General features: G+C 56.8%; 17 protein-coding genes and 1 riboswitch. Of the genes, 10 read left to right on the top strand and 7 right to left on the bottom strand.

All coding sequences use genetic code 11. From position 1 onward, the window contains the following. Nucleotides 1-79 precede the first annotated feature (79 nt). Nucleotides 80-877: a CAP domain-containing protein gene (locus BLR08_RS03595; protein ID WP_072328258.1), complete on the bottom strand. Its 798-nt coding sequence runs from the start codon at nt 875-877 to the stop codon at nt 80-82. A gap of 5 nt (nt 878-882) precedes the next feature. Beyond that, nucleotides 883-1,019, bottom strand: a riboswitch (cyclic di-AMP (ydaO/yuaA leader). Nucleotides 1,020-1,360: 341 nt separating this feature from the next. Here BLR08_RS03595 and BLR08_RS03600 point away from each other — a divergent pair. From BLR08_RS03600 to argS, 5 genes are all read left to right on the top strand, one after another. Next, nucleotides 1,361-2,152 carry an ABC transporter ATP-binding protein gene (locus tag BLR08_RS03600; RefSeq protein WP_072328259.1) on the top strand — a complete coding sequence of 264 codons (792 nt, stop codon included), beginning with the start codon at nt 1,361-1,363 and terminating at the stop codon, nt 2,150-2,152. 745 nt (nt 2,153-2,897) lie between these two features. Beyond that, nucleotides 2,898-4,067, top strand: a complete 1,170-nt coding sequence (locus tag BLR08_RS03605) for an MFS transporter (protein ID WP_072328260.1) — start codon at nt 2,898-2,900, stop codon at nt 4,065-4,067. A 183-nt stretch (nt 4,068-4,250) separates the two neighbouring features. After that, complete coding sequence (locus BLR08_RS03610) at nt 4,251-8,840, top strand: DEAD/DEAH box helicase (RefSeq protein WP_072328261.1); 4,590 nt, start codon at nt 4,251-4,253, stop codon at nt 8,838-8,840. A gap of 140 nt (nt 8,841-8,980) precedes the next feature. Continuing rightward, nucleotides 8,981-9,466, top strand: coding sequence for a GNAT family N-acetyltransferase (locus BLR08_RS03615; protein ID WP_072328262.1), 486 nt, complete (start codon nt 8,981-8,983; stop codon nt 9,464-9,466). 455 nt (nt 9,467-9,921) lie between these two features. After that, on the top strand, nt 9,922-11,646 hold the full coding sequence (gene argS, locus BLR08_RS03620) for an arginine--tRNA ligase (RefSeq protein ID WP_072328263.1): 1,725 nt from the start codon (nt 9,922-9,924) through the stop codon (nt 11,644-11,646). Nucleotides 11,647-11,757: 111 nt separating this feature from the next. Here argS and BLR08_RS03625 read toward each other — a convergent pair whose 3' ends face one another. Both BLR08_RS03625 and BLR08_RS03630 read right to left on the bottom strand, forming a co-directional pair. Beyond that, nucleotides 11,758-12,360: a hypothetical protein gene (locus BLR08_RS03625; protein ID WP_143014325.1), complete on the bottom strand. Its 603-nt coding sequence runs from the start codon at nt 12,358-12,360 to the stop codon at nt 11,758-11,760. Between the two features lie 97 nt (nt 12,361-12,457). Beyond that, entirely contained in the window at nt 12,458-12,760 is a 303-nt protein-coding gene (locus BLR08_RS03630; RefSeq protein WP_072328265.1) for a hypothetical protein, read from the bottom strand. Between the two features lie 194 nt (nt 12,761-12,954). Here BLR08_RS03630 and BLR08_RS03635 point away from each other — a divergent pair, with 194 nt between their 5' ends. Beyond that, nucleotides 12,955-13,161, top strand: a complete 207-nt coding sequence (locus BLR08_RS03635) for a YqzE family protein (RefSeq protein WP_072328266.1) — start codon at nt 12,955-12,957, stop codon at nt 13,159-13,161. A 151-nt stretch (nt 13,162-13,312) separates the two neighbouring features. On the opposite strand, the gene BLR08_RS03640 is transcribed toward BLR08_RS03635, so the two are convergent. From BLR08_RS03640 to BLR08_RS03650, 3 genes are all read right to left on the bottom strand, one after another. After that, complete coding sequence (locus BLR08_RS03640; protein ID WP_143014326.1) at nt 13,313-14,272, bottom strand: hypothetical protein; 960 nt, start codon at nt 14,270-14,272, stop codon at nt 13,313-13,315. Between the two features lie 166 nt (nt 14,273-14,438). Further along, nucleotides 14,439-15,566 carry a YqhG family protein gene (locus BLR08_RS03645; protein ID WP_371117074.1) on the bottom strand — a complete coding sequence of 376 codons (1,128 nt, stop codon included), beginning with the start codon at nt 15,564-15,566 and terminating at the stop codon, nt 14,439-14,441. After that, a complete protein-coding gene (locus tag BLR08_RS03650) occupies nt 15,563-17,392 on the bottom strand; it encodes a DEAD/DEAH box helicase (protein ID WP_072328268.1) in 1,830 nt (609 codons plus the stop codon). Before BLR08_RS03650 ends, BLR08_RS03645 begins: the two co-directional genes overlap by 4 nt. Before the next feature lie 225 nt (nt 17,393-17,617). On the opposite strand from BLR08_RS03650, the gene BLR08_RS03655 reads away from it, so the two are divergent. Then, nucleotides 17,618-18,466, top strand: a complete 849-nt coding sequence (locus BLR08_RS03655; protein ID WP_072328269.1) for a lipoate--protein ligase family protein — start codon at nt 17,618-17,620, stop codon at nt 18,464-18,466. 231 nt (nt 18,467-18,697) lie between these two features. Here BLR08_RS03655 and dat read toward each other — a convergent pair whose 3' ends face one another. After that, entirely contained in the window at nt 18,698-19,567 is an 870-nt protein-coding gene (gene dat, locus BLR08_RS03660; protein WP_072328270.1) for a D-amino-acid transaminase, read from the bottom strand. 355 nt (nt 19,568-19,922) lie between these two features. Here dat and BLR08_RS03665 point away from each other — a divergent pair, with 355 nt between their 5' ends. From BLR08_RS03665 to BLR08_RS03680, 3 genes are all read left to right on the top strand, one after another. After that, nucleotides 19,923-22,550, top strand: a complete 2,628-nt coding sequence (locus BLR08_RS03665) for an adenosylcobalamin-dependent ribonucleoside-diphosphate reductase (protein WP_072328271.1) — start codon at nt 19,923-19,925, stop codon at nt 22,548-22,550. Between the two features lie 858 nt (nt 22,551-23,408). Continuing rightward, the gene (locus BLR08_RS03675; RefSeq protein ID WP_072328272.1) at nt 23,409-23,867 is read left to right on the top strand and encodes an NUDIX hydrolase; all 459 of its coding nucleotides are present in this window, start codon (nt 23,409-23,411) and stop codon (nt 23,865-23,867) included. Between the two features lie 134 nt (nt 23,868-24,001). Then, nucleotides 24,002-24,298 carry an immunity 53 family protein gene (locus tag BLR08_RS03680; protein ID WP_072328273.1) on the top strand — a complete coding sequence of 99 codons (297 nt, stop codon included), beginning with the start codon at nt 24,002-24,004 and terminating at the stop codon, nt 24,296-24,298. The last annotated feature ends 141 nt before the right edge of the window (nt 24,299-24,439 follow it).

Below are 24,439 nucleotides of genomic sequence, written 5' to 3' on the forward strand. Positions count from 1 at the left end.
ACGCAAGAAGACCAGCTCCTTGAGTACTTCAAGGAAACTGGTCTTTTTAAGGGTTTTTCTTATGCGGCAAAGACGCCGATTAGTTCGCGATAAATTCCTGTACCCATTCGCCATTGTAGTAGGCAACGCCGATCTGGGTGAAGTTCGGGCTTAAAATGTTTTGTCGGTGTCCCTGGCTGTTCATCCAGGCGTTCATGACCTCTTCAGGGGTGCGTTGACCCTTGGCTATATTCTCTCCCGCATACGTATAGCTTATTCCGTAAGCTTTCATCATGTCGAACGGAGAGCCGTATGTCGGCGACGTATGGTCGAAATATTGATTGGTGTACATGTCCTTGGCTTTATCCAGCGCCATCACAGTCAATGGAGCGTTGCTGGCAAGCGGCGAAAGTCCCGCCTTGGCACGTTCAGTATTAACCAGGGCTACAACCTGTTCGGCGTAAGCGGAGGAGGAAGCGGTATCCGTGCCGGTATCCGGCTTCGCTGCCGGGGAAGAACCGGCGCCTGTCGCTGGTGCTGACGTTCCCGCATCAGGGGCAGCCGTCTCGGTGTCCGGAGCTTGGGCTGCCGGAGGAGCTGGCGTGCTTGTCCCCGGAGCAGCACCCGTGTCTGGAACCTCAGCTGCAGGAGTTTGTGCGGAGCCCGGAACAGAATACTTAAAGCCGGACCAGTCTATATAAGGGTTCACGCTCTGGAGTCTTTGCAGCAGATCATCCAGAGAATAGTCGTACCCTTGGATCGTAAAAGATGGAACAGCTGCGCAGTTGATATTTCCTCCCGTCTGGGCAGCTGGCGCCGCTGCGAAGGCCGAACCTGCTCCGGCTCCAACAACGCTAAGTGCTACTACACCGGTCATGACTGTTTTCTTGAAACGCATAAAACTCATCCTCTCCTTATTGGCCTGCGAGGTTAGCTGACGGGTTCGGGTCAAAGAGCAATCACCCTGCCGCACGGCGGCGGCTTCACCCCGAAAAATTGGGTTCCCCGCGCTTCTTGGGAAGCTTTGGCCATTGTCTATTTTTCCGCTTGAAAAAGAAGACATTAAGATCTGGAAATTCTCGGAATCTCGCTGGCTTCCTGCGGTTGGTCCATAGTAACATGATCCCCGCAAGGAAGCATTGCATAAAAGTTACCAGGTCACCCGGCGAAGTCCTCATCATTCTGCCTAGGAGCGTTAGTTATTGCCTGATTTTTAAGCCCTGTGCTATAGTTCTTAACAGAAGCCGGGCCGGTCGAAGGAACACGGCGGCAGCAAGCTATATGGGCAGCGGCTCCCGTTGCGTCATCGTACAAGGTCACGACCGGTACGGTTAGCGGCAAACCTGGAGATCGTGCGAGTTAAGGCAGAGGAGGAAATAATGTGAGTTCAGTTATCGAGGTTAGCGACGTCTCCTGGAAGCGGGATGAAAAGGTCATATTGGAACATGTGGATTGGAAGGTAGAGCAAGGCGAGCATTGGGCGGTGCTTGGGTTGAACGGTTCGGGGAAAACGACGCTGCTTAATATGATCAATGGCTATATTTGGCCGACGGAAGGCCATATATCCGTGCTGGGCCACCGGTTCGGCGAGGTAGATCTTCGCGATCTGCGCAAGTCGATCGGTTGGGTCAGCTCTTCGCTGCAAGAGAAGATGTATCCGAACGAACGTACGCAGCATGTCGTAATTAGCGGCAAGCATGCCTCCATCGGCCTGTATGACAAGCCGACGAACGAAGATTACGAGCGGGCGGCCCAGCTTATGCAACAACTGGGCTGTGCCCATCTGATCGACCGTATTTATCAGGGCTGCTCTCAGGGGGAAAAGCAGAAAATATTGATCGCCCGCGCTCTGATGGCGTCTCCCAAGCTGCTTATTCTGGATGAGGCATGCAACGGGCTTGATTTTTTCTCCAGGGAAGCGCTGCTGAACAGCATCAGCGAACTGGCCAAGTCGCCGGAAGCGCCCCATATGCTATTCGTCACGCATCATACGGAAGAGATTATTCCGATTTTTACCCATACGGTGCTGCTGCGCCGAGGTACGGTTTTCGCCAAGGGATTTACGCGGGATGTGCTGCGCAGCGAGGTGTTGACCGATTTCTTTGAATCGCCCGTACAGGCCAACTGGAGCCAGGACAGAGCGTGGCTGTCTATTCCGGTGTCCGGTGAGTAGTCTTCGCGGTAGTGGCAGTAATGCAAGGCGGCGATAGGCTTATAGGGTGTTGCTGCTCGGAGTTCTCGCGGAGGCAGACATTAAAGGAGTGGACGGGGGTTCCCGACGAACCTTGTAGGTTTTAGCGCCAGCGGGGCGGACATGTACGGACTTTCGTATAAACCTGTGCGTGTGAAGGTTAGTCTGGCGGACATGTGCGGATTTTCGTATAAAACCTGTGCGTATGAAGGTTAGTCTGGCGGACATGTGCGGATTTTCGTATAAAACCTGTGCGTGTGAAGGTTAGTCTGGCGGACATGTGCGGATTTTCGTATAAACCTGTGCGTGTGAACGTCAGTCTGGCGGACAAGTGCGGATTTTCGTATAAACCTGTGCGTGTGATCGTCAGTCTGGCGGACAAGTGCGGATTTTCGTATAAAACCTGTGCGTGTGAAGGTTAGTCTGGCGGACATGTGCGGATTTTCGTATAAAACCTGTGCGTGTGAAGGTTAGTCTGACGGACATATGCGGATTTTCGTATAAAACCTATGCGTTATGAATGTCATTCTGGCGGACTTGCGCGGATTTTCGTATAAAACCTGTGCGTGTGAAGGTTAGTCTGGCGGACATGTGCGGATTTTCGTATAAACCTGTGCGTGTGAACGTCAATCTGATGCATTTATGAGTTTTTTCAAGCTGTTTAGGTGTCCCTCTCAAGGGAGGCATCATGGTGTAACTATATTATAAGAGAGAAGGACCCTGTTTCATGGAAAAGCATAAAGAAAAATTTCCGATCTCGCTCCTGTCCTTGACGGCAGGAGCGTTCGCTATCGGAATGACCGAATTCGTCATCATGGGGCTGCTGCCCAATGTGGCGGCAGATCTTCAGGTAAGCATCCCGAAGGCGGGCCAGCTTATTACAGGCTACGCGCTTGGCGTCGCGATCGGAGCGCCGGTGCTTGCGCTGGCAACCTCGAGGCTGCCGCAGAAGGTACTGCTCTGCATCCTGATGATTCTCTTCATCATCGGGAACGGGGTGGCGGCTCTCGCGCCGAATTATGGGGTGCTGATGGCAGCCAGACTTTTCACCTCGCTGGCGCATGGCACCTTCTTCGGCGTCGGCTCGGTGATAGCGGCCGGATTGGTCGCTCCCGGCCGTCAAGCCGCCGCCGTGTCCGTCATGATGGCGGGCCTGACGGTAGCTAATATTATTGGCGTTCCCTTCGGCACCTTCATCGGCCAGCACATGGGCTGGCGGGCTTCCTTCGTCGCTGTCGTCGTGATGGGAGTCATTACCTTGATCGGGATCATCGCCTGGATTCCCAAGATTCCGCATGATCCGAGTTCAAGCTTCGTCCGGCAGCTGCGCGCGCTGGCCCAGCCGAAGCTGCTGCTGGTGCTGCTGGCCGGCGCTCTGGGCTGCAGCAGTTTGTTCGCCGTGTTTACGTACATCGCTCCCTTGCTGCAGGAGATCACAGGTATTGGAGAACGCGGGGTGACCTGGGTGTTGGTGCTCTTCGGCATCGGAGTAACCTTGGGCAATATCGTGGGCGGCAAGCTGGCGGACTGGAAGCTGATGCCTACGTTGCTGGTCGGTTTTCTTCTGCTGGCGGGCATACTGGCCGTGCTTGGCGTAACCGCGCATGTCCCCGTGCTGGCGATCTTGACGATTTTCTTGTGGGGGGTGGCGGCCTTCGGCGTACTGCCAGGCCTGCAGGTGAGGATCATGTCGCTGGCCAAGGATGCTCCGGCGCTGGCTTCTACGTCCAATCACTCGGCGTTGAATCTCGGAAATGCGGGCGGAGCTTACCTGGGCGGAGCGGTCATTACGCATGCCGGGCTGGAATTCCTGCCATGGACGGGGGCGCTGCTGTCGCTGTGCGGACTCCTGATTACGCTTTTCATTATGGGATGGGACAGACGGACGGAGAGGTAAGGACCCGCCGGAAGAACGAGGATCGCCGGAGCAACGCGGCGGTCCTTCTTTTCGTTAATCGTTCGGGAGATGTCCGCCTGCATCCCAAGCCGGCAAGCTCTCAAGCCGCGGCCGCTGGCAGAGTCGGCTAAGGATATGCTATCTTAATTGTATTCTTATAAAGCGGGTGTGGAGGTGGCGCATATGGCTGGCCAGAGGCAGAACGAAGCTGAGTTTCATCCGGTATTGTGGAGCTGGTTCGCCTCACGATTCGGTGAGCCGACGGATGTACAGAGACAGGCTTGGGCGCGAATCCGCTCCGGGCAGCATACGCTGATCTCATCGCCGACCGGCTCGGGCAAGACGCTGGCCGCGCTGCTGCCATGTCTGGATTGGATTATCCGCAGCAAGGAGTCGGCTGCCGCGGGTTATGCGCCAGGTGTTCGCACCCTGGTCGTAACCCCGCTTAAGGCGCTTAACAATGATATTCACCATCATCTGCTTCAGTTTCTGGAGGAAATTCAGGCGGAGGCGGCGACGCATTCGCCCGGCGGGGCTGAAGGCTGGAGGGCGATCACGGCCGGCGTTCGCACCGGAGATACGACGCAGAGCACGCGGGCGTCCATGCTGCGGACGCCGCCGGATGTGCTGGTGACAACGCCGGAGTCGCTTTATTTGCTGCTCACCTCTCCGCGGGCGAGGGAGATTCTGCGGACGGTTGAGCAGGTGATCGTCGATGAGATTCACGATCTGGCCGCGGACAAGCGCGGCGAGCATCTGTCTTTGACCCTCGAGCGACTGCATGTCTGGTGCTCAGGCTCCGTTCAGCGCATCGGCGTGTCCGCTACGCAGAAGCCCATCGAGCGCGTGGCGCGGTATTTGGGAGGCTGGGAAAGCGGACAGCCGAGGCCGGTGGCGATCGTCGAGAGCCGGGCGGACAAGCAGTATTCCCTGCTCGTCACGGTCCCCGAGCCGATCCGTCCCGGCGCGGACCGGGAGGCGATCTGGACGCCGCTAGTCCAGCGGCTTTTGCAGCTGATGGAAGGAAGCCGCACGGTGCTCGTCTTCGCCAACAGCCGGAGACTCTGCGAGCGGCTGACGCTGCGGCTGAACGACCATGTCGGCTACGAGATGGTCCGCAGCCATCATGGCAGCGTTGCCCGCGAGAAGCGGCTGGAGGTGGAGCAGCTGCTGAAGGAGGGCAAGCTCCGCTGCCTAGTCGCCACGTCGTCGCTGGAGCTTGGCATCGACGTTGGCCATGTCGATCTGGTTATCCAGATCGACTCGCCGTTCAGCGCGGCCGCCGGCATCCAGCGCATCGGCCGGGCCGGGCACAGCGTCGGCGGCGTCAGCCGTGGCGCGCTCGTGGCGCGCAGCCGCAGCTTCCTGCCGGAGCTGGCCGTGCTCGCTCGGCGCATCGCCGCGCGCGACATCGAGGCCATCCGCATCCCGCGGGGCGGCCTCGATGTGCTGGCGCAGCAGGTGGTCGCCATCGTCAGTCTCGGCGACGAATGGGATGTCGCCGGCCTGGAGCGCCTGCTCGCCGCCAGCGACAGCTTCCGCTGGGTGCCCCGGGATAGACTGCTGGCGCTGCTGGAGATGCTGGCCGGCTTCTATCCGTTCGTGCGTCCGCTGATCGAATGGGACCGCGCGACGGACCGGCTCACCCGTCTCGCGGCGACCCCGATGGCCGCGCTGGTCGGCGCGGGTACGATCCCGCAAAGCACAGCTTATCCGGTCCATCACAACGAAACCGGGCTGCATTTGGGCGAGCTGGACGAAGAGTTTGTCCAGGAGTCGTCGGTCGGGGATGTGTTCCAGCTCGGCACCGCATCCTGGCGAATCATGCGCATCCGTCCCGAGCGAATCTATGTCCGGGAGGCGGAGAACCGTTACAGCGAAATTCCCTTCTGGCGCGGGGAATCGGGAGGCAAGTCGTATGAGCTGGGCATGCAGACCGGAGCCTTGTGGCGGGAGCTGAGAAGCCGCCTGCAGACAGGACATGGGAAGGCAGAGCAGGTGCAGCCAGAGAGGATGCAGACAGAGCGGGTGCAGGCAGAGCAGGTGCAGCCAGACCAACCGCAAGCAGACCAACTGCAGACAGAACAACTGCAGGCAGAACAACTGCAATCAGGGCAATTCGGGCCGATGGAGGCAGGAGCGGCTGAGCCTCTAGGAAAAAATCGGCAAACAGATGCAGACGGCAGATTGCCGGAGCGGTCTGCAGTGGACGCGCAGGTCCAGGAATGGCTGATGGCGGAATATTATTTGGACGCTGAGGCCGCGGCCAGCCTGATCGGATTTGTCCGCAACCAGATGGCCGTGGCTCCCGTGCCCACGGACCGGCAAATCGTCATCGAGACATTCACCGATGAGCAGGGACATAGCCATTGCATCGTGCATAGTTTGCTCGGCCGCAGGCTCAACCGGACCTGGCTGATGAGCGTGAGCCGCAAGCTGACGGAAGCCGGGCATCAGGCTCTGTATACGAATGCGCGGGACAACGGGTTCGAGCTGGTGTTCTCCGGCCATGACGCGTCCATCGTATCAGCAATCCGGACGCTCAGCTGGGAGCAGGCGGAGCCGCTGATCGCGCAGGCCGTTTCGCAGTCTCCGATGTTCGGCTCGACTTTCCAGCAGCTGGCGGAAACGTCGCTGCTGCTGGCCAGGAGCTTCACCCGGATGCCCGCATGGAAGAAACGGCTGCGCAGTCAAGAGCTGCTGAAGGAAGCGCTGCCCTTCCGGGAGCGATTCCCGCTGTTCCAAGAAGCGATGAGGGTATGCCTGGAGGAGCAGACGGATACGGATAACCTCCGGCTCGTATTGGAAGCGGTGCGCCAGGGAGACATCCGGTTCGCCGAGCACCGGGGGCATGCCCCCTCCCCGCTGGCGGCGCAGTTTCAAGCCGACTATGCACAGACTCGGCTCTACGAATCCGATGCGCTGCCTCAGGATGTGCAGGCGGAACTGCTGGGCTTCAGCCGCAGTCTGGCAGCTGAAATCTTCGGAGATGAGGCTGTCCGTCAAGCCGTCCATCCCGAGGTTTTGGCCGCGGAGGAGCGCCGACTGGAGCATGGAGACGGCAGCTGGAGCGGACCCGGAGACGTGCTGCGCCATCTGAAGGAGCATGGGGAAGCTACCGCCGAAGAGCTGCAGAAGGCAGCCGGGGAGGAGGCCGCACAGCTCCCGGGCTGGCTGGAGCAGTTGCTTGTCCGGGGGAACGTCAGCAGGCTTGCGCTGCAGCAGCAGACTTTTTACATAAGCAGCGATGAACGGAGCTTGTACGCAAGTTTAAATGCGTCTGCAGAAGCGAGAGCGCTTATTCTGCAGCGGTACAGCGACCATGCGATCTCAGTTACGCTGGAGGAGCTGATGACCCGGTACGCGCTGGAGCGGCCGGCGGCCGAGGAGTGGCTGCAGACGGCGCTGGCTGAGGGCCGGATGGAGGCCTCTCCTTTCTCGGATCCGGGAGAAACCGGGATGTGGACGAGCAGCAAGGTGGCCTCCCGGCTGATCCGAACATCGGTGCAGCTGTTCCGGCGTAGCAGCGAAGCCGTGCCGGCTTTGACTTATTTGCGCCATATGCCGCTCTTCGCCGGCTTGGCTACAGCTTCCCCGCTCGTCGGAAGCGACCGTCTGCGGGAGCTAATCATCGACCTGGAGGGCTTCTTCCTGCCGGTCTCGCTGTGGGAAAGCGTGCTTTTCCCTGCCAGACTGCCCGGCTACAAGAAGCAGGACCTGGATTGGCTATGCGCATCCGGGGAGGTGTTCTGGGCAGGCCGCAAGCAGCCGGATGAGAAGGAGGGGCGGATCGCCTTTTTCCTCGCGGAAAACAGCGGGCTGTACCAGCCTTATCTGGAAAAATCGGCCGCTGAGAACAGGCCGTCCGCCCATCCTGAGCTGCTGCGCCTGCTGATGGGCAAGGGAGCGGCTTTCCTTACGAAGCTGTCGATCGAGACCGGCAAGCAGCCTTCCGTCCTGCTGGCCGAGCTGCTGGAGCTGGTCTGGGACGGTCAGGCGGCCAATGACCAATTTGCCCCGATGCGGCTCCATGCGTTGGGCAAAGCGAAGAAGCCGGACAAGTTCCAGTCGGGTCTCGGGCGCTGGTATCCACTGGAGTCGCTGTATAACCCGGGCTATGACAAGGAAGCGGCTGCGCTGGCCTGGATCAGGCATTTGCTCGATAAATACGGGATTTTGACCAAGGAGCTGGTTGCCTCCGTTTCTCCGTACGCCTGGGAAACGGTGCTGCCGCTGCTGAAGCAGCTGGAGCATTGGGGAACGGTCGTGCGCGGCTTGTTCATCCGGGATTTGCCGTATCTGCAGTTTGCCTCCAAGGACTTTCTGACGCGGCTGTACCAGTCGGCAGCTGCTCCGGCAGACGCCGCTTCGGCCGGAGAGAGGGAAGAACCGCTTATTCTGCTGAGCGCGGTCGATCCGGCCAATCCGTTTGGGCTGCTGATTCCTTGGCCCCAGGCGGAGGGACTTTCCTTCTCGCGGAAGCCGGGCAATTACATGGTATTCCAGGGGGCAAGCTGGCTGTACTGGATTGAAAATAACGGCAAGCGCATCTACCAGATCGAACGCGGGCAGGACGGTACGCAGGCGGATATCGGCCGACAGCTGAAGGAGATATTCCGGCTGTTCCTGAAGCAGCAGCAGCTGCGCAAAATTGTCGTTGAAAGCTGGAACGGCGTGCGCATCTCGGAAGCTCCGGAGCGGGAATACCTGCAGCTGCTCGGAGCCGAGAAGGACCGCAGCCACTATGTGCTTTGGCCGAGCCAGCTCGGGTAGCCGCTACTACTAGGGCCCTGCTAGGATCATGTGGAGCACATTTTCCATAAACGGGCGAGCGTTCTATAAGCGTTAGGGGCAGTAAACGGAATGAATTGAAAGCGACACACTCGACATACGGACAGAAAGAGGTTGGAGCAGTGAATATCCGGCAAGCGGTTTTGGAAGATGTGCCGTCCATTCTGGACATTTATAATGAAGCGATCGTTAACACAGTAGCGACGTTCGATACGGTTCCCCGCAGCCTTGCGCAGCAGGAGGAATGGTTTACCCAGCACGGGGATGCCTACCCGGTGGTGGTGGCGGAGACCGAAGGCGTGATCGCAGGCTGGAGCGCCTTGAACCGCTATTCGGACCGTCTCGCTTATGCCCGCACGAGCGAGCTGTCGATGTACATCCGGGAGGATTACCGCGGTCAGGGGATTGGCAGGAGGCTGCTGGAGGTAATGCTGCGGGATGGCAAGCAGGCGGGACTTCATACCGTATTGTCCCGGATTGAGGAAAGCAACGAGGCCAGTCTGCATCTGCATCGGGCTTACGGATTCGAGACTGTCGGCACGATGCGGGAAGTTGGCGTCAAATTCGGCAGGCTGCTGAATGTGGTGCTGATGCAGAAGATGCTGTAGGCGCTGCGGCCTATTTAAGGAAATGGTGCGGCCTATTTAAGAAAATTGCCGAAGGAAGCAGGCATGACGGTCCATCCCAGAAGGGGCCGAATCAAGCTGAATGCCTCGCTGGCCGAAGCGGTGAGCGGTTCATGCGGCAGGCCGAGGCCCGCAGCAGAGCCCGGGAGGGGCTGACGCGCCGCTCGTGGCGCGGTCTTACGGCTTGACTCGATTTTCCCTGCTCGATATAATGGGAGATATGTGAAATTTCGATCGGGTCACTTTGCCCCATAGGGAGGCAGCAGGAGGCACCCCGTGCAGGGGTGCTTTCTCGATCATCCGGCATTTAATAAATTTCCGGGGACCCCGCAAGGTGCCTAAGCCGGCTCCGGAGAAAACAGCCCCACTCTGTGGGGTTATCTTGTATTCAGGGAGCCTTGTGAGGCTGTATAGACGGAAAGGGGAACATTTCAGAGATGAATTATAAGCAATGGCTGGCTGCACAGACAGTATCGAGGCTGGAAGGCGTAAACGGGGAGGAGCTGGCGGAATGGATCGAATATCCGCCTAATCCGCAGATGGGCGATTTATCCCTGCCCTGCTTCAAGCTGAGCAAGCAGCTGCGCAAGGCGCCGCAGCAGATTGCGGAAGGACTGGCCCAAGGCTGGGAGGAGAACCCGCTGGTAGAGCGCGTGGAGGCCGTCTCCGGCTATTTCAACGTGTTCCTGAACAAATCGGCTTATGCGACGGATGTCGTAGGCGAGGCGCTTACCCAAGGGGAGCGCTTCGGGGCTCAAGATATCGGACAGGGACGCAGCGTCGTCATTGATTATTCGTCGCCTAATATCGCCAAAACCTTCCATATCGGCCATTTGCGTTCGACGGTGATCGGCGGGGCTTTGTATCGCATTTTCAACTTTCTCGGTTACAAAAGCGTCGGAGTCAATCATCTGGGCGATTGGGGGACGCAGTTCGGCAAGCTGATCGTCGCCTACAAGCTGTGGGGAGACGACGCGGCGGTGGAAGCGGACGGCATCGACGAGCTGCAGCGCATCTATGTGAAGTTTCACGACGAGGCGGATGTGCGGCCCGAGCTGGAGGATGAAGCCCGCGCATGGTTCGTCAAGCTGGAGCAGGGCGATGAAGAGGCGACCAAGCTGTGGCGCTGGTTCGTGGAGATCAGTCTGAAGGAATTCCACAAGATGTATGACCTGCTCGGCGTGAAGTTTGATTCGTATGCCGGGGAGAGCTTCTACAACGACAAGATGGAGGCCGTGCTGGACGAGCTGAAGGCGAAAGCGCTGCTTGAGGAAGACGCAGGGGCGCTGCTGGTCAAGCTGGAGGATTACAACATGCCGCCTGCGCTGATGGTCAAGAAGGACGGCGGCACGCTGTACCATACGCGCGATGTGACGGCGGCGATCTACCGCAAGGATACGTATGACTTCGAGAAAGCGGTATACGTAACGGATGCGGGGCAAAGTCTTCATTTCCAGCAGTGGTTCAAGGTCATTGAGCTAATGGGCTACGAGTGGGCCAAGCAGCTTGTCCATGTTCCTTTCGGCAAGGTCAGCCTGGAAGGGGCTAAGCTGTCGACGCGCAAGGGCAATGTGATCAACCTGGAAGAGCTGCTCACCAAGGCGATCGAGAAAACGCGCGAGATTATCGAAGAAAAAAATCCCGAGCTGGACAACAAAGACGAAGTGGCCCGCCAGGTAGGGGTCGGCGCGATTATTTTCAACGATCTGAGCAACAACCGGGTGAAGGACATCGTCTTCTCGTGGGATGAGGCGCTGAACTTCGAAGGGGAAACCGGGCCTTATGTGCAGTATGCACATGCCCGGGCTTGCAGCATCCTGCGGCGTGCGGAAGCCGGGGACGGAGCCTCGCAAGGCGATTCCGGCGCTGCGCCGGAGCTGGGGCTGCTGACCGATCCGACGGAGCAGGGGCTGGTGCGTGAGCTGTACATCTACCGCGAGCGGGTCGTGCAGGCGTTGGACAAGCTGGAGCCGTCGATCATCAGCCGGTATTTGATCGACCTGGCGCAGGCGTTCAACCGGTTCTACCGGGAATGTCCGATTCTGAGGTCGGATGTGCCGGCCGATGTGCGAAGCGCCCGTCTGGCGCTTGTGAAAGCGGCGACGATTGTGCTGAAGAGCGGTCTCGCCCTGATCGGGCTGGAAGCGCCGGAGAAAATGTAGCCGGGCAAATGCCAAAGCGGAAAAGAAAAGCCTTCATCCTGGCTGAGCGATCAGCGGGGAAGAAGGCTTTTTTACTGTCCTTTGGGGCTGTAGTTGGCCGAGGCGGGCACTTTATTTAATCTGAAACACGTCAAGTATGGTTTCACCATCAACGTCATACAGCGGAATTTCGCGACCGCCCGGCGGCCTGCTGTTCTGCATCGAAATGGCTTCCTCGGGCGATGTCGGCAGCTTGCCGTCCAAGTCTGTTTTCAGCACATATCCTTTTGTGCCGCCGACACCTATAGCACGGATTAATTCCGGACTCGTTTCTGAAGAAGCAGCGTCCGCGGAAGAGCCGTAGGTTTGTCCGTTTTTATTTTTAGGATAGGTCACATTTTTGGCGCTGATACGATAGGAACCAATGATGGCTTTCCCGGAAACCTCATACAAGGGGACATCGCGGCTTAGTTCGCTGAGATAATCTTGTTTCAGTACATAGGCGGCAATGCCGTTCACACTTCCCGAATAGATTAAGTCGGGCAGCATTCCAATGGGGGTGGCTTCTGCAGCAGAACCGTAGGTTTGCCCATATTCATTTTGAGGATAGCTGAGAGGATTTGTATGGCTTGGATCAGTCTCTTTATTTCCTTGAACTATTCTTATACCTCCCGCTACGCAAATGATAAAAACAATGCAGAGCGTTACGTATGAAGCTTTTAGAGGCAACCTCATCTTTGTTCACTCCCTTAAAGATTCTGACCTTTTACTCTTAAACGCTACCGATCCGTATAAAGTTTCGAATCCGAGCAGACAGAAGCAGCTCTCCGCTTCAATGAACCGTACCCAGGAACGACACAAACCGCTGGCCCCTCTGGTGAAATTCAGGGGAGTCTGCCGGCAGCAAGCCGCAGGCATATTCGATGCTGACCATCCGACCGAACGGCGCTTTTTTCGAGCCTTTCACGCCGCAGTCTTTACAGTTGAAGCCGCATCCATCCTGAACTTTTCTTCCTTGATCCTCGAAGGCGCCGATCACCCGCCGCTTCGCAAAGCCTTCCGTGACCCAAGGCGAATACATCATGCCCGCGGATAGGACAATGAGCGCTATTAAGCTGATCACTGCTTTCCCCATGACTCGTCATCCTCCCTGATGCTTTAAGGCATACTTTATAGGTTAGACGATTCACGCGCTTAACTTGACGCCAGACTTTCGATGAATGTGAAAAGCCGCCTTTTCTCGGACTCTTTATAGTTCTTCGTTCTATTGTATGCGTTTGTCTCCGGCAGGCATTGCCCATACTGGAAAGGAAGGGAGGCGCCATAGCCATGGGAAAAAGCGATGAATTGGTCAAATATGTGACGGAGAGGGTCGTCCGTTATATCGATACGCCCAGGGAGGTCCGGAGGCAGGTGAGGGCGGGACGCAAGGAGGCGAAGGAGCCTTGGGAGGTTCGCTGGTTCGGCATGCTGCCGTTGTCGATTCGGATGTGGAGAAAACGCTGGCTGGGAGGAAAGGATTCGCCCGATGCTTGAGAATGGCGGACGCTATAACAGGCCCTGCATAAAAAAAAGGAAAAGCTTCTTGCACCCGAGTCTCGCCCGCCGTCCGGTTAAGGATGGGGCAAGCCTCCAGGGAACGTAGGAAGCTTTTCTATATAGGGAAGTGAGGAGAAAAACCGTTGGGTTAGGGGTAAAAATGGCCCAGACGCGTCAAAACGTCCAGTGGAAGATAACGGTCGTCGTCTTGAACGACTTGGACAAAACGGTCGCCGCCGGACCAAACCTGATAGCCGGATACGGCGAGCGGAATCGTCACTTGACCGTCGTATAGCTCGGCCGCATACACGGGGGGAGTTCCCGCCTTGATCTGCGCCTGCAGCGATTCGAAGAGTCCGCCGCCTGCCGCCGGAATTCCCTGCACCCAGGAGAGCGTGCCGTAAGGATCGACCGGGGAAGTATGGCTTGCTTGTATAATGGTATGCAGAGAGCCGGCTGTGGTGAACGGTTTCATGGAAAAAGACGGTTCGGGGAAGCTGTCCGCCGACATAAACGGAAGCTCTTCGCCCGTCTTGGCATCAATGTACCAGACACGGTCCGCATTCTCCACGGTCACCTGCCAGACTGCCTGCAGGGGGTTGTAATAATAAGGCTCGGCGCGATAAGCGTATTCGATAAGTTCGAGCCGTACCAGGCTTTGGTACAGCGTTTGCTGACTGAACAGCGGGTAATTGCCGCGGCCGTATTCGGTCAGCCGGTAGCCGCCGTTTTCATCGGCGTAGACGATCAGGTAGCCGATCTCTTGACCCCCGGCCTTGAGCAAAATCACCCAGCCGTGCGTGCCGGGACCAAGCGGCTGGCTCGTCCATTCGGCTTGCGACCAATTCTCGAAGCCCGGCTGCTTGGCAAGCTCGCTTACGAAGCCGGATACGGCTTCTCGCAGCACTGAGCTTGGGGCAGCTGGCGCGTTGGCGTTGGCGGAGACCGATGCTTCCGGAGGTTGCTCCGAGAGCGGCGCGGCAGCGGCTGCTGGCGACGGCTTTCCTTCCCGCCATGTCTGATCTGCGGATGTATAGGCCGCCGGTCCGAGGACAAGCAGGCTGGCGCCGAGTGCGGCGGAGGACAGGAGCAGCGCTAACTTTTTCATGAACATTCACCTGCTTCACCTTGGAGTCGGTGCATATCGCCTCGACCTGCGCCGCAAGAGCGAATATGCCTTTATTGTACAAGCTATGCCGGGAAAAGTTTGTTAGAACCTGTAGATGAAATAAAAAAACTTTTCCCGTTAAAATGCTAGCGTTCGCACGAATTCGTCACGAGAGCCGTCCGTTCGATGCCGGGATATGAAACAATCCGCAGTTGATGGCGGATATTTGAATGCGCGGCCGGTACTGCCACTCGACTTCCTGCGTCCGGCGTTCATACTGGCTGTCGATTTCGGCTCTAACGTCAGGCTCGGCGGAGCGGAGCAGCGCTTCATAGTAGTCGCGGACCCGGCTCTGCTCTTCGCCAAGCCGGATGTTGGCATGCATGGCCCACTGATGATCATAGCCCGCAAGCTTTTGCTCCATATGCTGTTCGAGAAAAAGAACAGCCCGGGGCAAAGTCAGCTTGTCCGGTATGACGTACACACGGGCGGGAAGCCGCGGCGTCAGCTTGCGCGGCGCCATCCACTCCTGGAACTGCTCGCGGATCTCACCGGTCTGCAGCTGAATGCCGATCGAGTGAAATTCGCTCCGCTTCATGTCGCAGGTCAGCTCCACCTTGTAATTTACAGCCAGCCATGTTTCGTAAGGCACGGTCTGCGCGTGCTGAGCCGCTTGCGACGAAGGAGGCGTATAGGCTTCGAATAAGCGGACGAACCGCCCTTTGGCGCGTACGGCGGCAAAGATTTGCTCCAGCCGGCGGCTGCCGTACGTCATCTCATCGCGGGGCACCCGCGCTGTATACGTCGTAGGCACGAAGCCGAAGTAGCGGCCGAGGATGCTGTCTCCCTGCGGCGGCTGTCCGGCGGCTGGCGGCATGCCTGGCGTGACACTGCTTCCCGCGGTTCCCGGGGCGGTCGATGAATCCGGCGCCGGGCTGCTTGAGGCGGGTAAGGTTCCGGGCGCCGTTCCCTGGGACGGCCCCGGCTGCCCGGCTGCCGTCATGCCCGGAGGAGCGGCGGTGCTGACGCCGGCCTGCGGCCCAGCCTGTCGGGGCTCCGGATGCAGCTCCCGGTAGACGTCCGGATCGAAGATGAACGTACAGGTCATCGTCTCGGGCGTTACGCCGGTGCGCTCGACAAAGCTCCAATAATACGGCCGATGCGTCAGATCGCGGTCGGCCGACGGAGACAGCTTTACCGTGACATAGGCCGGATGCTTCTCGATAATATCGCACTCTTCGGCCTCCAGATAGCGAAGGACGAAGGAGCGAATCTGAACGCTGTCCATGCTCATAGCTGCACCTCCCCGGCTGCCGGCATCTGCTGCGTGACCGTCTGCCCGACGGCATTCAGCAGGGCGGAGAAGGGAGCCGATTGGGCGCCCGGATGCTCTTCTGGTGAAGGAGCGGCCGCTGCGCTGCCTCGCAGCGTCGTAAACGATTCGCCGAGATCGTCGATCTGGCGGCGAATGTCGTTGGAATCGCGGGCCGTCAGAATCAGCTTGGCCAGATGAGACTCCAGCGGCGTATCCTGCTCCAGCCGCTCCAATATCGTATCCAGCTCGCCGATGACCAGCTCGAACATATTGATTTTCTCATGGAGCAGGGAGAGAATATGTTCCTCGATCGTGCCGGTCGTGGACAGGTTGTAAATCTTCACGTCCTGCTGCTGCCCGAGCCGGTGCACCCGTCCGATCCGTTGTTCGACCCGCATCGGATTCCAAGGCAGATCGAAGTTGATCATATGGTGGCAGAACTGCAGGTTGATCCCTTCGCCTCCGGCCTCGGTGGCGATCAGCACCTGCGCGCGGTTGCGGAACAGATCCATCATCCAGTCCTTCTTGCCCCGGTTCATGCCTCCCCGGTAAGGGACGGCGGTAATTTTGCGGTCGCGGAGATACTGCAGCAAATATTCCTGGGATGCGCGGTATTCCGTGAAAATGATAACCTTATCCTGAATGGACTGAATCAGCTCCAGCACTTTCTCCGCTTTCGTATTGGCCTTGATGCCGCGGATCGTTTCGACGAGCTCCCAGATCCTGGGGCGGATCGGGGAGTCCTCTTCTGTCTTCTTAAACATATTCACAAGCGTGATAAACACGGCGTCCCGGCTGGAGCATACTTCGCGCTGCAGCGTCACGAGCGACAGCACGCTGCTCAGGTCGCCTCCGGATTCTTCATAACGCGAGCGGACGAAGCTCGTCACGCCGTCATAAAGCGCCTGCTCCTCGGGGGACAGCTGCAGCGGAATATTGCGGACGATCCGCTTCGTAAACGATACATTGCCGTCGCTGCGGCGGTTGCGAATCATGACCTTGCCGAGCTCCTGCTGAAGCTGCGCTTCGTTCTTCGGAATACGCTTGTCGACAACAAAGTTGGCCTGGAAGCTCGTCTGTCCTCCGAGCTGGCCCGGCTTCAGCAGCGTGATCAGATTATACAGCTCCTTCAGATCGTTTTGCACCGGGGTGGCGGTCAGCAGCAGGCAGTATTTTTTGCGCAGCTCCAGCACGAACTGGTAGTTGGTCGTCTTTTTATTTTTGAGCTTATGCGCCTCGTCGATAATCAGCATATCGTACTCCTGCTCCAGGACGATGCCGCGATGCGGATCGCGCTTGGCCGTGTCCATGGACGCCACGATAATATCGTGCTGAGCCCACATATATTCCTTTTTCTGCGCCACGGCCGGGATGCCGAACTTCTGGTTCAGCTCTCTTACCCACTGGAGCACCAGGGAAGCGGGGACGAGAATCAGCACCTTGCGGACGAGTCCGCGGATCATATATTCCTTGAGGATCAGCCCGGCCTCGATCGTCTTGCCGAGACCGACCTCGTCGGCCAGAATAGCCCTTCCCCGCATCTCGGTGAGCACTTTCTTGGCGGTGCCGATCTGGTGGTCCATAGGGACGAGATTCGGCAGATGGGACAAGCACAGCAGATCGTCGAACGAGCCGATCATGCCGGCGCGTTCGGCCTCGCAGGCGAGGCGAAACATCGACCAGTCGTCCCACGGCCCGTTTTTTTGCGCGCGGGCGTGCAGCTCCTCGAACCATTCCCGTTCAAAATGCAGCTCGACATGCTCGTTCAGCGGGCGCACGTGTTCTTTGCGTTCGGTCTTTTGCATGGTGGACACTCGCTCCTTTTCATCGGGGCATGCGTTTTCATAGCTTGGGCTATCTCTTGCCGGGCTCGTCGGTCAGACGTGGCAGCACGCAGCGGGCCAATGCCCATAGTTTATTTTTAGTATGCACGAAGAAGTGCTCTTTCAAACGGAAACGGAATCCATTATGATGAGGGTTAGCGTCCGAACGCACCGGATGCATGACAATAAGATGAGCTGGTGATAGGAATGGGAAACAAAGAATGGAGATGGGTCCGGTCGGGAGACGGCGATCCGGCTTACAATATGGCTGTGGACGAAGCGATTTTGACCGCTCACAGCGAGGGGCTCGCCCCGCCGACGGTCCGGTTCTACGGCTGGTCGCCTGCGACGCTGTCGATCGGATACTTCCAGAAAGCGAAGGATGAAATCGACTTCGGAAGACTGGAGCAGGCGGGCTACGGGTTCGTGCGGAGGGCGACCGGAGGGCGCGCGGTATTGCATGACCGCGAGCTTACATACAGCATTATCGTCGCGGAGAGCTATCCCGGCATCCCGAGCAGCGTGACCGAAGCTTACCGGGTGCTGAGCCAAGGGCTGCTGCTGGGCTTCCGCCGGCTCGGTCTGGCGGCCGACATGGTGCAGCTGGCAAATCCCGAGGAGCAGGAAAAGTATGCGTCGATGGGATCAGCGGCCTGCTTTGACTCGCCTTCCTGGTACGAGCTGGTGGTGGAAGGGCGCAAAATCGCGGGCAGCGCGCAGACCCGGGCGAAGGGCGTTGTGCTGCAGCACGGCTCGATTTTGCTGGAGCTGGATGCGGATGCGCTGTTCGATCTGCTGCTGTTTAACAGCGACCGGATCAAGGACAGGATGAAGCAGCAATTTCTGCGCAAGGCGATCGCCATCAATGATCTGTTGCGCGCAGGAGGACGGAAGCCGGTGGAGCTGGCTGAAGTGGAGGGCGCGTTCGAAGCCGGCATCGCCGAAGGACTGGGCGTCCGTCTCGTCCCCGGGGAGCTGACCGAGTATGAGCGCGAACTGACAATTAAGCTAATGGCTGAGAAATATGGCAGCGAGGAATGGAACTTGCGCAGGTAGCGCGTTGATAGCGTTGGTTGGCTGGTTGGCTGGGGACCGGTTCGAGGGATGCGGGAGCGGCATCCTCTCCGGCTAGGCTGCAGGCCCGGTCCTAGATGGCCGGGGACATGGAAAAAGCCTTACGCTGCAGCGTAAGGCTTTTTCCATACTCCTCCCTCTACCGGACATCCGGGCTGCCGCGACGTTGGCAGGCGGAGCCCGGAGAGGGAGACCGCTGCGGCAGCGCGAGGTTTACCCGTGGTCGGAAGAAGCTGCATGACCCGGAATGACCGCTTCAAATGCCGACTGCAGCTGCTGAGTGACCGGGCCGGGCGCCCCATTGCGAACGAGGCGTTCGTCAATGCGGACAATCGGCATAATCTCGGCCGTCGTGCTGGTGAGGAACACTTCATCCGCCTGGGCAAGAGCCTCCAGCGTGAACGGCTCCTCCACGACCTGAATACCCAGCTGGCGCGCCAGCCGGAGAACGACCAGGCGCGTAACGCCGTGCAGGATCAGATGGTTAGCCGGATGCGTGCGCAGGACTCCGTTTTTGACGATCATCACGTTGGAGGCGCTGCACTCGGTGACTGTGCCTGAACGGTGAAAGATGACCTCGTCGGCGCCACGGTCCAGCGCTTCCTGCTTGGCGAGCACGTTCGGGAGCAGGTTCAGCGTCTTCAGGTCGCAGCGCAGCCAGCGTATATCCTCGGCAGTGATGGCCTGGATTCCCTTGCGCATATCCTCCTGCGGCCTGTCGGCTTCGGTCGTGTAAGCCATCAGCACCGGCTCGGCCAGCGGAGGGAAAGGATGGGAGCGGGCGGCGATGCCCCGGGTTATTTGCATATAAATATTGCCCGTCTGCAGATCATTCTTGCGGATCAGCTCTTCCAGCCGGGCTGCTATCTGAGAGCGGGAGTGGGGAAGCGTTATGCGCAGCGCCTTGGCCGTTCTCTCCAGACGGTCAAAATGAGCGGATGGCTCGAACATGGAGCCGCTGTAAACACGGAACACCTCATACAAACCGTCTCCGAAATAATAGCCGCGATCATCCGGCGAAATATGTACAGACTGCCGGGGAATCAGCTCGTTCTGATACCAGATCCAGCTGCCTTGAGACATCGATGGCTCCTCCTTATATGGAACAAATTAGAAATTTTTGGCGAACGTTTGTTTGTACGTTTGCGTGATTATATGATAATATAACTATAGACTATCAAGGGCGGCGGCAGAAGTCAAAGCAGCCGAAGGTTCCGCCCGCTGGCTGGAGAAAGCAGGCTGCAGTGTCGAAATCTCAAGAATGGAGGCGTGAAATAAAGAGCAAGCGGCCGAAAATGAGAGAGAACAGGAAGATGACGAGCAGTAACTCGGGCAGAGCGGATTCCGTCTATTCGTACTACTACATATAGTGTTGTATAATGATTTAACATCCAGATGTTGAGAATTTTTAGCTACTAAATGCCGGGAGGTTGTTGTCTTGAAGACCGTACAGCAAGCCAAATTGGAAGGACTTAGCGAAAAAATCTTTCTTGACCGCTATGCGATGAAAAATGCCGACACGAGCCATACGAAGGTAGGAGACACCGTGCTGGTGTTGACTAAGGACGATCCCAAATTTCCGGCCAAGGAGGTCGGAGAGGTTATCGCACGGGAAGGCAAGCAGGTGAAGGTCAAGGTGCGCAGCGGCGACATTGTCGAATCCTCCGTCGAAAAGCTGACTCTGACGCTTGAGAAGACGCCTGAGCAGATGTGGGACAGGCTGGCCGGGGCGATGGCATCCGTAGAAGCGACTCCGGAGAAGCGCAAGGAATGGACGGAGAATTTCCGCTATATTCTGGACGATTGGAAGCTGGTGCCCGGAGGGCGGATTGCGGCAGGCGCCGATGCGAGCGACGAGCTGACGCTGTTCAACTGCTATGTCATCCCTTCTCCCCATGACAGCCGGGGCGGGATTATGGCGACTTTATCGGAAATGACCGAGATTATGGCGCGCGGAGGCGGCGTAGGCATCAATCTGTCTTCTTTGCGTCCGCGCCGTGCCGTCGTAAAAGGCGTGAATGGCTCGTCGAGCGGTGCCGTATCCTGGGGCGGTCTGTTCAGCTACACGACTGGGCTGATCGAGCAGGGAGGCAGCCGCCGCGGCGCGCTGATGCTGATGATGAACGATTGGCATCCCGATGTGGTGGACTTTATCACGGTCAAACAGTCGATGGGGCAGATTACGAATGCCAACTTGTCGGTTTGTGTAAGCAACGCTTTTATGAAGGCTGTCAAGGAAGACCTCGACTGGGAGCTGGTGTACCCCGATACGACCGACCCGGACTATGACAAGCTGTGGGACGGCGATCTGGACAAATGGCGGAACGCAGGCAAGCCGGTCAACACGTACCGCACGGTCAAAGCCCGCGAAGTATGGCATACGATCATCGAGTCCGCGTGGAAATCGGCAGAGCCGGGCGTCGTGTTCATGGAATATTACAACCAGATGTCCAACAGCTGGTATTTCAATCCGATTATATGTACGAATCCGTGTGGGGAACAAGGACTTCCGGCTTGGGGCGTGTGCAACCTGTCGGCTATCAACCTGTCCAAGTTCTACGACGAGGAGAACCATGATGTGGACTGGGCGGAGCTGGCCAAGGTCGTACGGTTCTCGACGCGCTTCCTGGACAATGTCATCGATAAGACGCCGTATCATTTCGAGGAAAACCGGGTGAATCAGCAGGGCGAACGCCGTATTGGGCTTGGTTCGATGGGGCTGGCCGAGCTGATGATCAAGCTGAATATCCGATACGGAAGTCCGGAATCGCTAGAGTTTCTGGATCGCATCTACGGTTTTATGGCCCGTGAGGCGTACCTGGCATCGGCGGATATTGCCGAGGAGAAGGGTTCGTTCACGCAGTTTGATGCGGAGAAATTTTTGCAGAGCGGGTTCATGAAGACGATGACCGGCACTTATCCGGAGGTCGGCGCGGCCGTGAAGCAGAAGGGCATGCGCAACGTTACGGTCATTACCCAAGCGCCTACCGGCAGCACCGGGACGATGGTCGGAACCTCGACCGGGATCGAGCCTTACTTCGCCTTCGAATATTACCGGCAAAGCCGGCTGGGCTTCGACAAGCAATATGTGCCGATCGCCCAGCAGTGGAAGGATCAGCATCCGGATCAAGACCTGCCGGACTACTTCGTCACTGCGATGGATCTGTCGGCCGAGGACCATATCCGGGCGCAGGCAGCCATCCAGAAGTGGGTGGACAGCTCCATCTCGAAGACGGCCAACTGCCCGTCCGACTTTACGGTCGAGGAGACGAAGCGGCTGTACGAGCTGGCCTTCGATCTCGGCTGCAAAGGAGTAACGATCTACCGCGACGGCAGCCGGGACGTTCAGGTGCTTAGTACGGAAAAGAAGGAAGAGAAGAAGGATGAAGCTGTCGCTTCGGCGACCGTCACTGCTCCGCTCCAAGGAACGGCAGAGATCGCGTCGGCGGCGGCAACGGCAGCCGGAGAGCCGGCTTCACTAACCCGTCTGACCGAATCGCTTGCCGTGAATATCGACGCCAAGACGGAGCAGGTATTCGACAAGCAGTACAAGCGGCGGCCACAGGCGTTGCGGGGAGCGACCTACAAGTTCAATACACCGTTCGGGATGGCGTATATTACGATCAACGATATGAACGGCTCGCCGAGCGAAATCTTCCTGAACGTCGGTAAGGCCGGCTCCGATGTATTCGCGATGTCGGAGGCGCTCGGCCGCGTCTGCTCCCTGTTCCTGCGGTATGGGGATCATGGCAATAAGGTGCAGCTGCTGGTGAAGCATCTGAAAGGCATCGGCGGCTCGGGCGCGATAGGCTTTGGCGCGAACCGCGTCGAGTCCATCGCCGACGCCGTGGCCAAGGCGCTGGAGATGCATGGCGAGCAGGAGGAGCCGGTGGACAACTATGTCACCGCTACCCAGGAGGTCGTGATGGAAGCACCGGCCCAATATGCGGTAACCCGAAATGCGGCGACATCGCTGGACCTGTGTCCGTCCTGCGGCTCGGCTTCGCTGATTAACAGCGAGGGCTGCAAGAACTGTTCGAACTGCGGGTATAGCAGGTGCTCGTAGTGGGAGAGTGAAAGTGATTTTGCGTAAAATTTGTGATTTTAATGAAAATAAGCTAACAGTTTAAAACAACAAATGGGATTAGTTACGCTCATTTACGTATTATGACGGTAATGGTATTGCTTCTAGCCAAGCGGCGCAAGAAGAGAAGGGTGTACAACGGGTACATCCCTCTTTTTGTGCCGCTTTTTTGTATAAACATACACTCAATAAAAAGACAGCGTGCAGACAGAGTAGTTGCGATATGTGGTATATTTTATTTAATTACGTTGTTTACCAGAGGTGCTTATGAATTCTCATTTTGATCGAGATGTCGCCGCTGGACGTGTGTATGGTCGAGCTATCCAGCTCTCGGCTGATGGATATGACGCGCGCTCCCCATGTGGCGCTGATTCACAACCACTCGCCAAATCACCTACCTGGATGGGCACAGCGACATGAATGAAAATACCGCCGCCACGCTTCACGCACACTGTTTGCTGTGGATTGCAGGCGAGGGGAGATAAAAAGGTTTCGTTTGACGATATGGTCAGGTTATTGGCTGCATGAAAAGGTGCTGCTGAGCCCTGCCTGTACTGCATTTGAGCAATACCGCAACTTTGAAGAGCACGGGCGACACTTTCTAGAGCTGTTCGAGACGTTGTGTCGGTCGGAGGGAAAGGATTAGTTTTTCGGGAAACCTTATTTGCCCGGATATATGTGGCTAGCGGGAAACGTTAGCTTTTTAATAAACAGCTAAGACCCGGCTGTCGGCATCGTTCGGTAGCCGCGTTGCGCTAACGGGCAGTCTACTGGGATAAAAGGAGTTAACCTTGGGGAATAGAATTATTACATAATAATTCATTTGATTGGAGAGTTATCATGGGCTATGTGGAGGATTTAAGAAAAATAGTGGGGCATATTCCACTTATCCTTGTTGGTGCAGTGGTCATTATAATAAATGAGGAAAATAAAATATTACTTCAAAAACGTATGCATCATCCAGTAGGTCGTTATGGTTTACCAGGTGGCTTGATGGAATTGGGGGAGTCTACAGTGGAGACCGCTCAAAGAGAAGTTTATGAAGAAACAGGACTCCAGGTAAGTAATCTTACATTGATTGATGTTTTCTCGGGAAAAGAAAATTTTATTAAAACTCCTAATGGGGATGAATTTTATGTTGTTGTTACAGCTTATTGGACAAGACAATTTAGCGGTAATTTGAAAATAAATGATGCAGAATCCATGAGTTTGGAGTTTATAGATATGGATAAGCTTCCTGAGAACATGCCGAGAAGTCACAGAGAAATAATTAAAAGGTGCATAGCTTCGTTGAGCTAGCGGGAACGCTAGTGGAATAACCAAGGAGTAGACCGCCGCGCAGCTACTCCCTGGTGTCGTAAACAGAGGATGACGTAGTAAAAAAGTAAGTAAGTGGATGCAACTATTAACTTCAGTAATAAAGGAGAAATAAAATGACAAATAATTTGGTTTGGTTACAGCAATGGTTCTATGAACAATGTGATGGTGATTGGGAACATATGCAACAAATATATATTAATACGCTGGATAATCCTGGTTGGTCCATTAGAATTGATTTGCTTGAAACGAGTCTTGAAAACGAAAATTTTAATAACATTCGTATAGAACGTACAGATACTGACTGGTTGATATGTAGAGTTGAGAACCACACATTTATGGGAAGTGGAGGAGTGTTTAATCTAAATGAAGTAATCGAGATTTTTAAGAATTGGGCAGTCTCAGTAAATTGATATTACGAACCGTCGAAAAACTCAGTGATGACTTAACTATAGGGAGACTATAGTTCAATCGGAGATTACAGTGAAATCCATTGTTGTCACTTAATCAAAACTGATAACGCTTTCAAAATTCATATACGATTCTCGTTAACA

It is taken from the genome of Paenibacillus sp. cl123 (assembly GCF_900101595.1).
GTDB lineage: Bacteria > Bacillota > Bacilli > Paenibacillales > NBRC-103111 > Paenibacillus_G.

Bases quoted from the DNA above. Each gene is read 5' to 3' on its own strand.
- BLR08_RS03605 (WP_072328260.1), top strand. From the start codon at position 2,898: ATGGAAAAGCATAAAGAAAAATTTCCGATCTCGCTCCTGTCCTTGACG.
- BLR08_RS03640 (WP_143014326.1), bottom strand. From the start codon at position 14,272: ATGAAAAAGTTAGCGCTGCTCCTGTCCTCCGCCGCACTCGGCGCCAGC.
- BLR08_RS03655 (WP_072328269.1), top strand. From the start codon at position 17,618: ATGGGAAACAAAGAATGGAGATGGGTCCGGTCGGGAGACGGCGATCCG.
- BLR08_RS03595 (WP_072328258.1), bottom strand. From the start codon at position 877: ATGCGTTTCAAGAAAACAGTCATGACCGGTGTAGTAGCACTTAGCGTT.
- BLR08_RS03650 (WP_072328268.1), bottom strand. From the start codon at position 17,392: ATGCAAAAGACCGAACGCAAAGAACACGTGCGCCCGCTGAACGAGCAT.
- BLR08_RS03625 (WP_143014325.1), bottom strand. From the start codon at position 12,360: ATGAGGTTGCCTCTAAAAGCTTCATACGTAACGCTCTGCATTGTTTTT.
- BLR08_RS03610 (WP_072328261.1), top strand. From the start codon at position 4,251: ATGGCTGGCCAGAGGCAGAACGAAGCTGAGTTTCATCCGGTATTGTGG.
- BLR08_RS03630 (WP_072328265.1), bottom strand. From the start codon at position 12,760: ATGGGGAAAGCAGTGATCAGCTTAATAGCGCTCATTGTCCTATCCGCG.
- BLR08_RS03645 (WP_371117074.1), bottom strand. From the start codon at position 15,566: ATGAGCATGGACAGCGTTCAGATTCGCTCCTTCGTCCTTCGCTATCTG.
- BLR08_RS03675 (WP_072328272.1), top strand. From the start codon at position 23,409: ATGGGCTATGTGGAGGATTTAAGAAAAATAGTGGGGCATATTCCACTT.
- dat (WP_072328270.1), bottom strand. From the start codon at position 19,567: ATGTCTCAAGGCAGCTGGATCTGGTATCAGAACGAGCTGATTCCCCGG.
- BLR08_RS03680 (WP_072328273.1), top strand. From the start codon at position 24,002: ATGACAAATAATTTGGTTTGGTTACAGCAATGGTTCTATGAACAATGT.
- argS (WP_072328263.1), top strand. From the start codon at position 9,922: ATGAATTATAAGCAATGGCTGGCTGCACAGACAGTATCGAGGCTGGAA.
- BLR08_RS03635 (WP_072328266.1), top strand. From the start codon at position 12,955: ATGGGAAAAAGCGATGAATTGGTCAAATATGTGACGGAGAGGGTCGTC.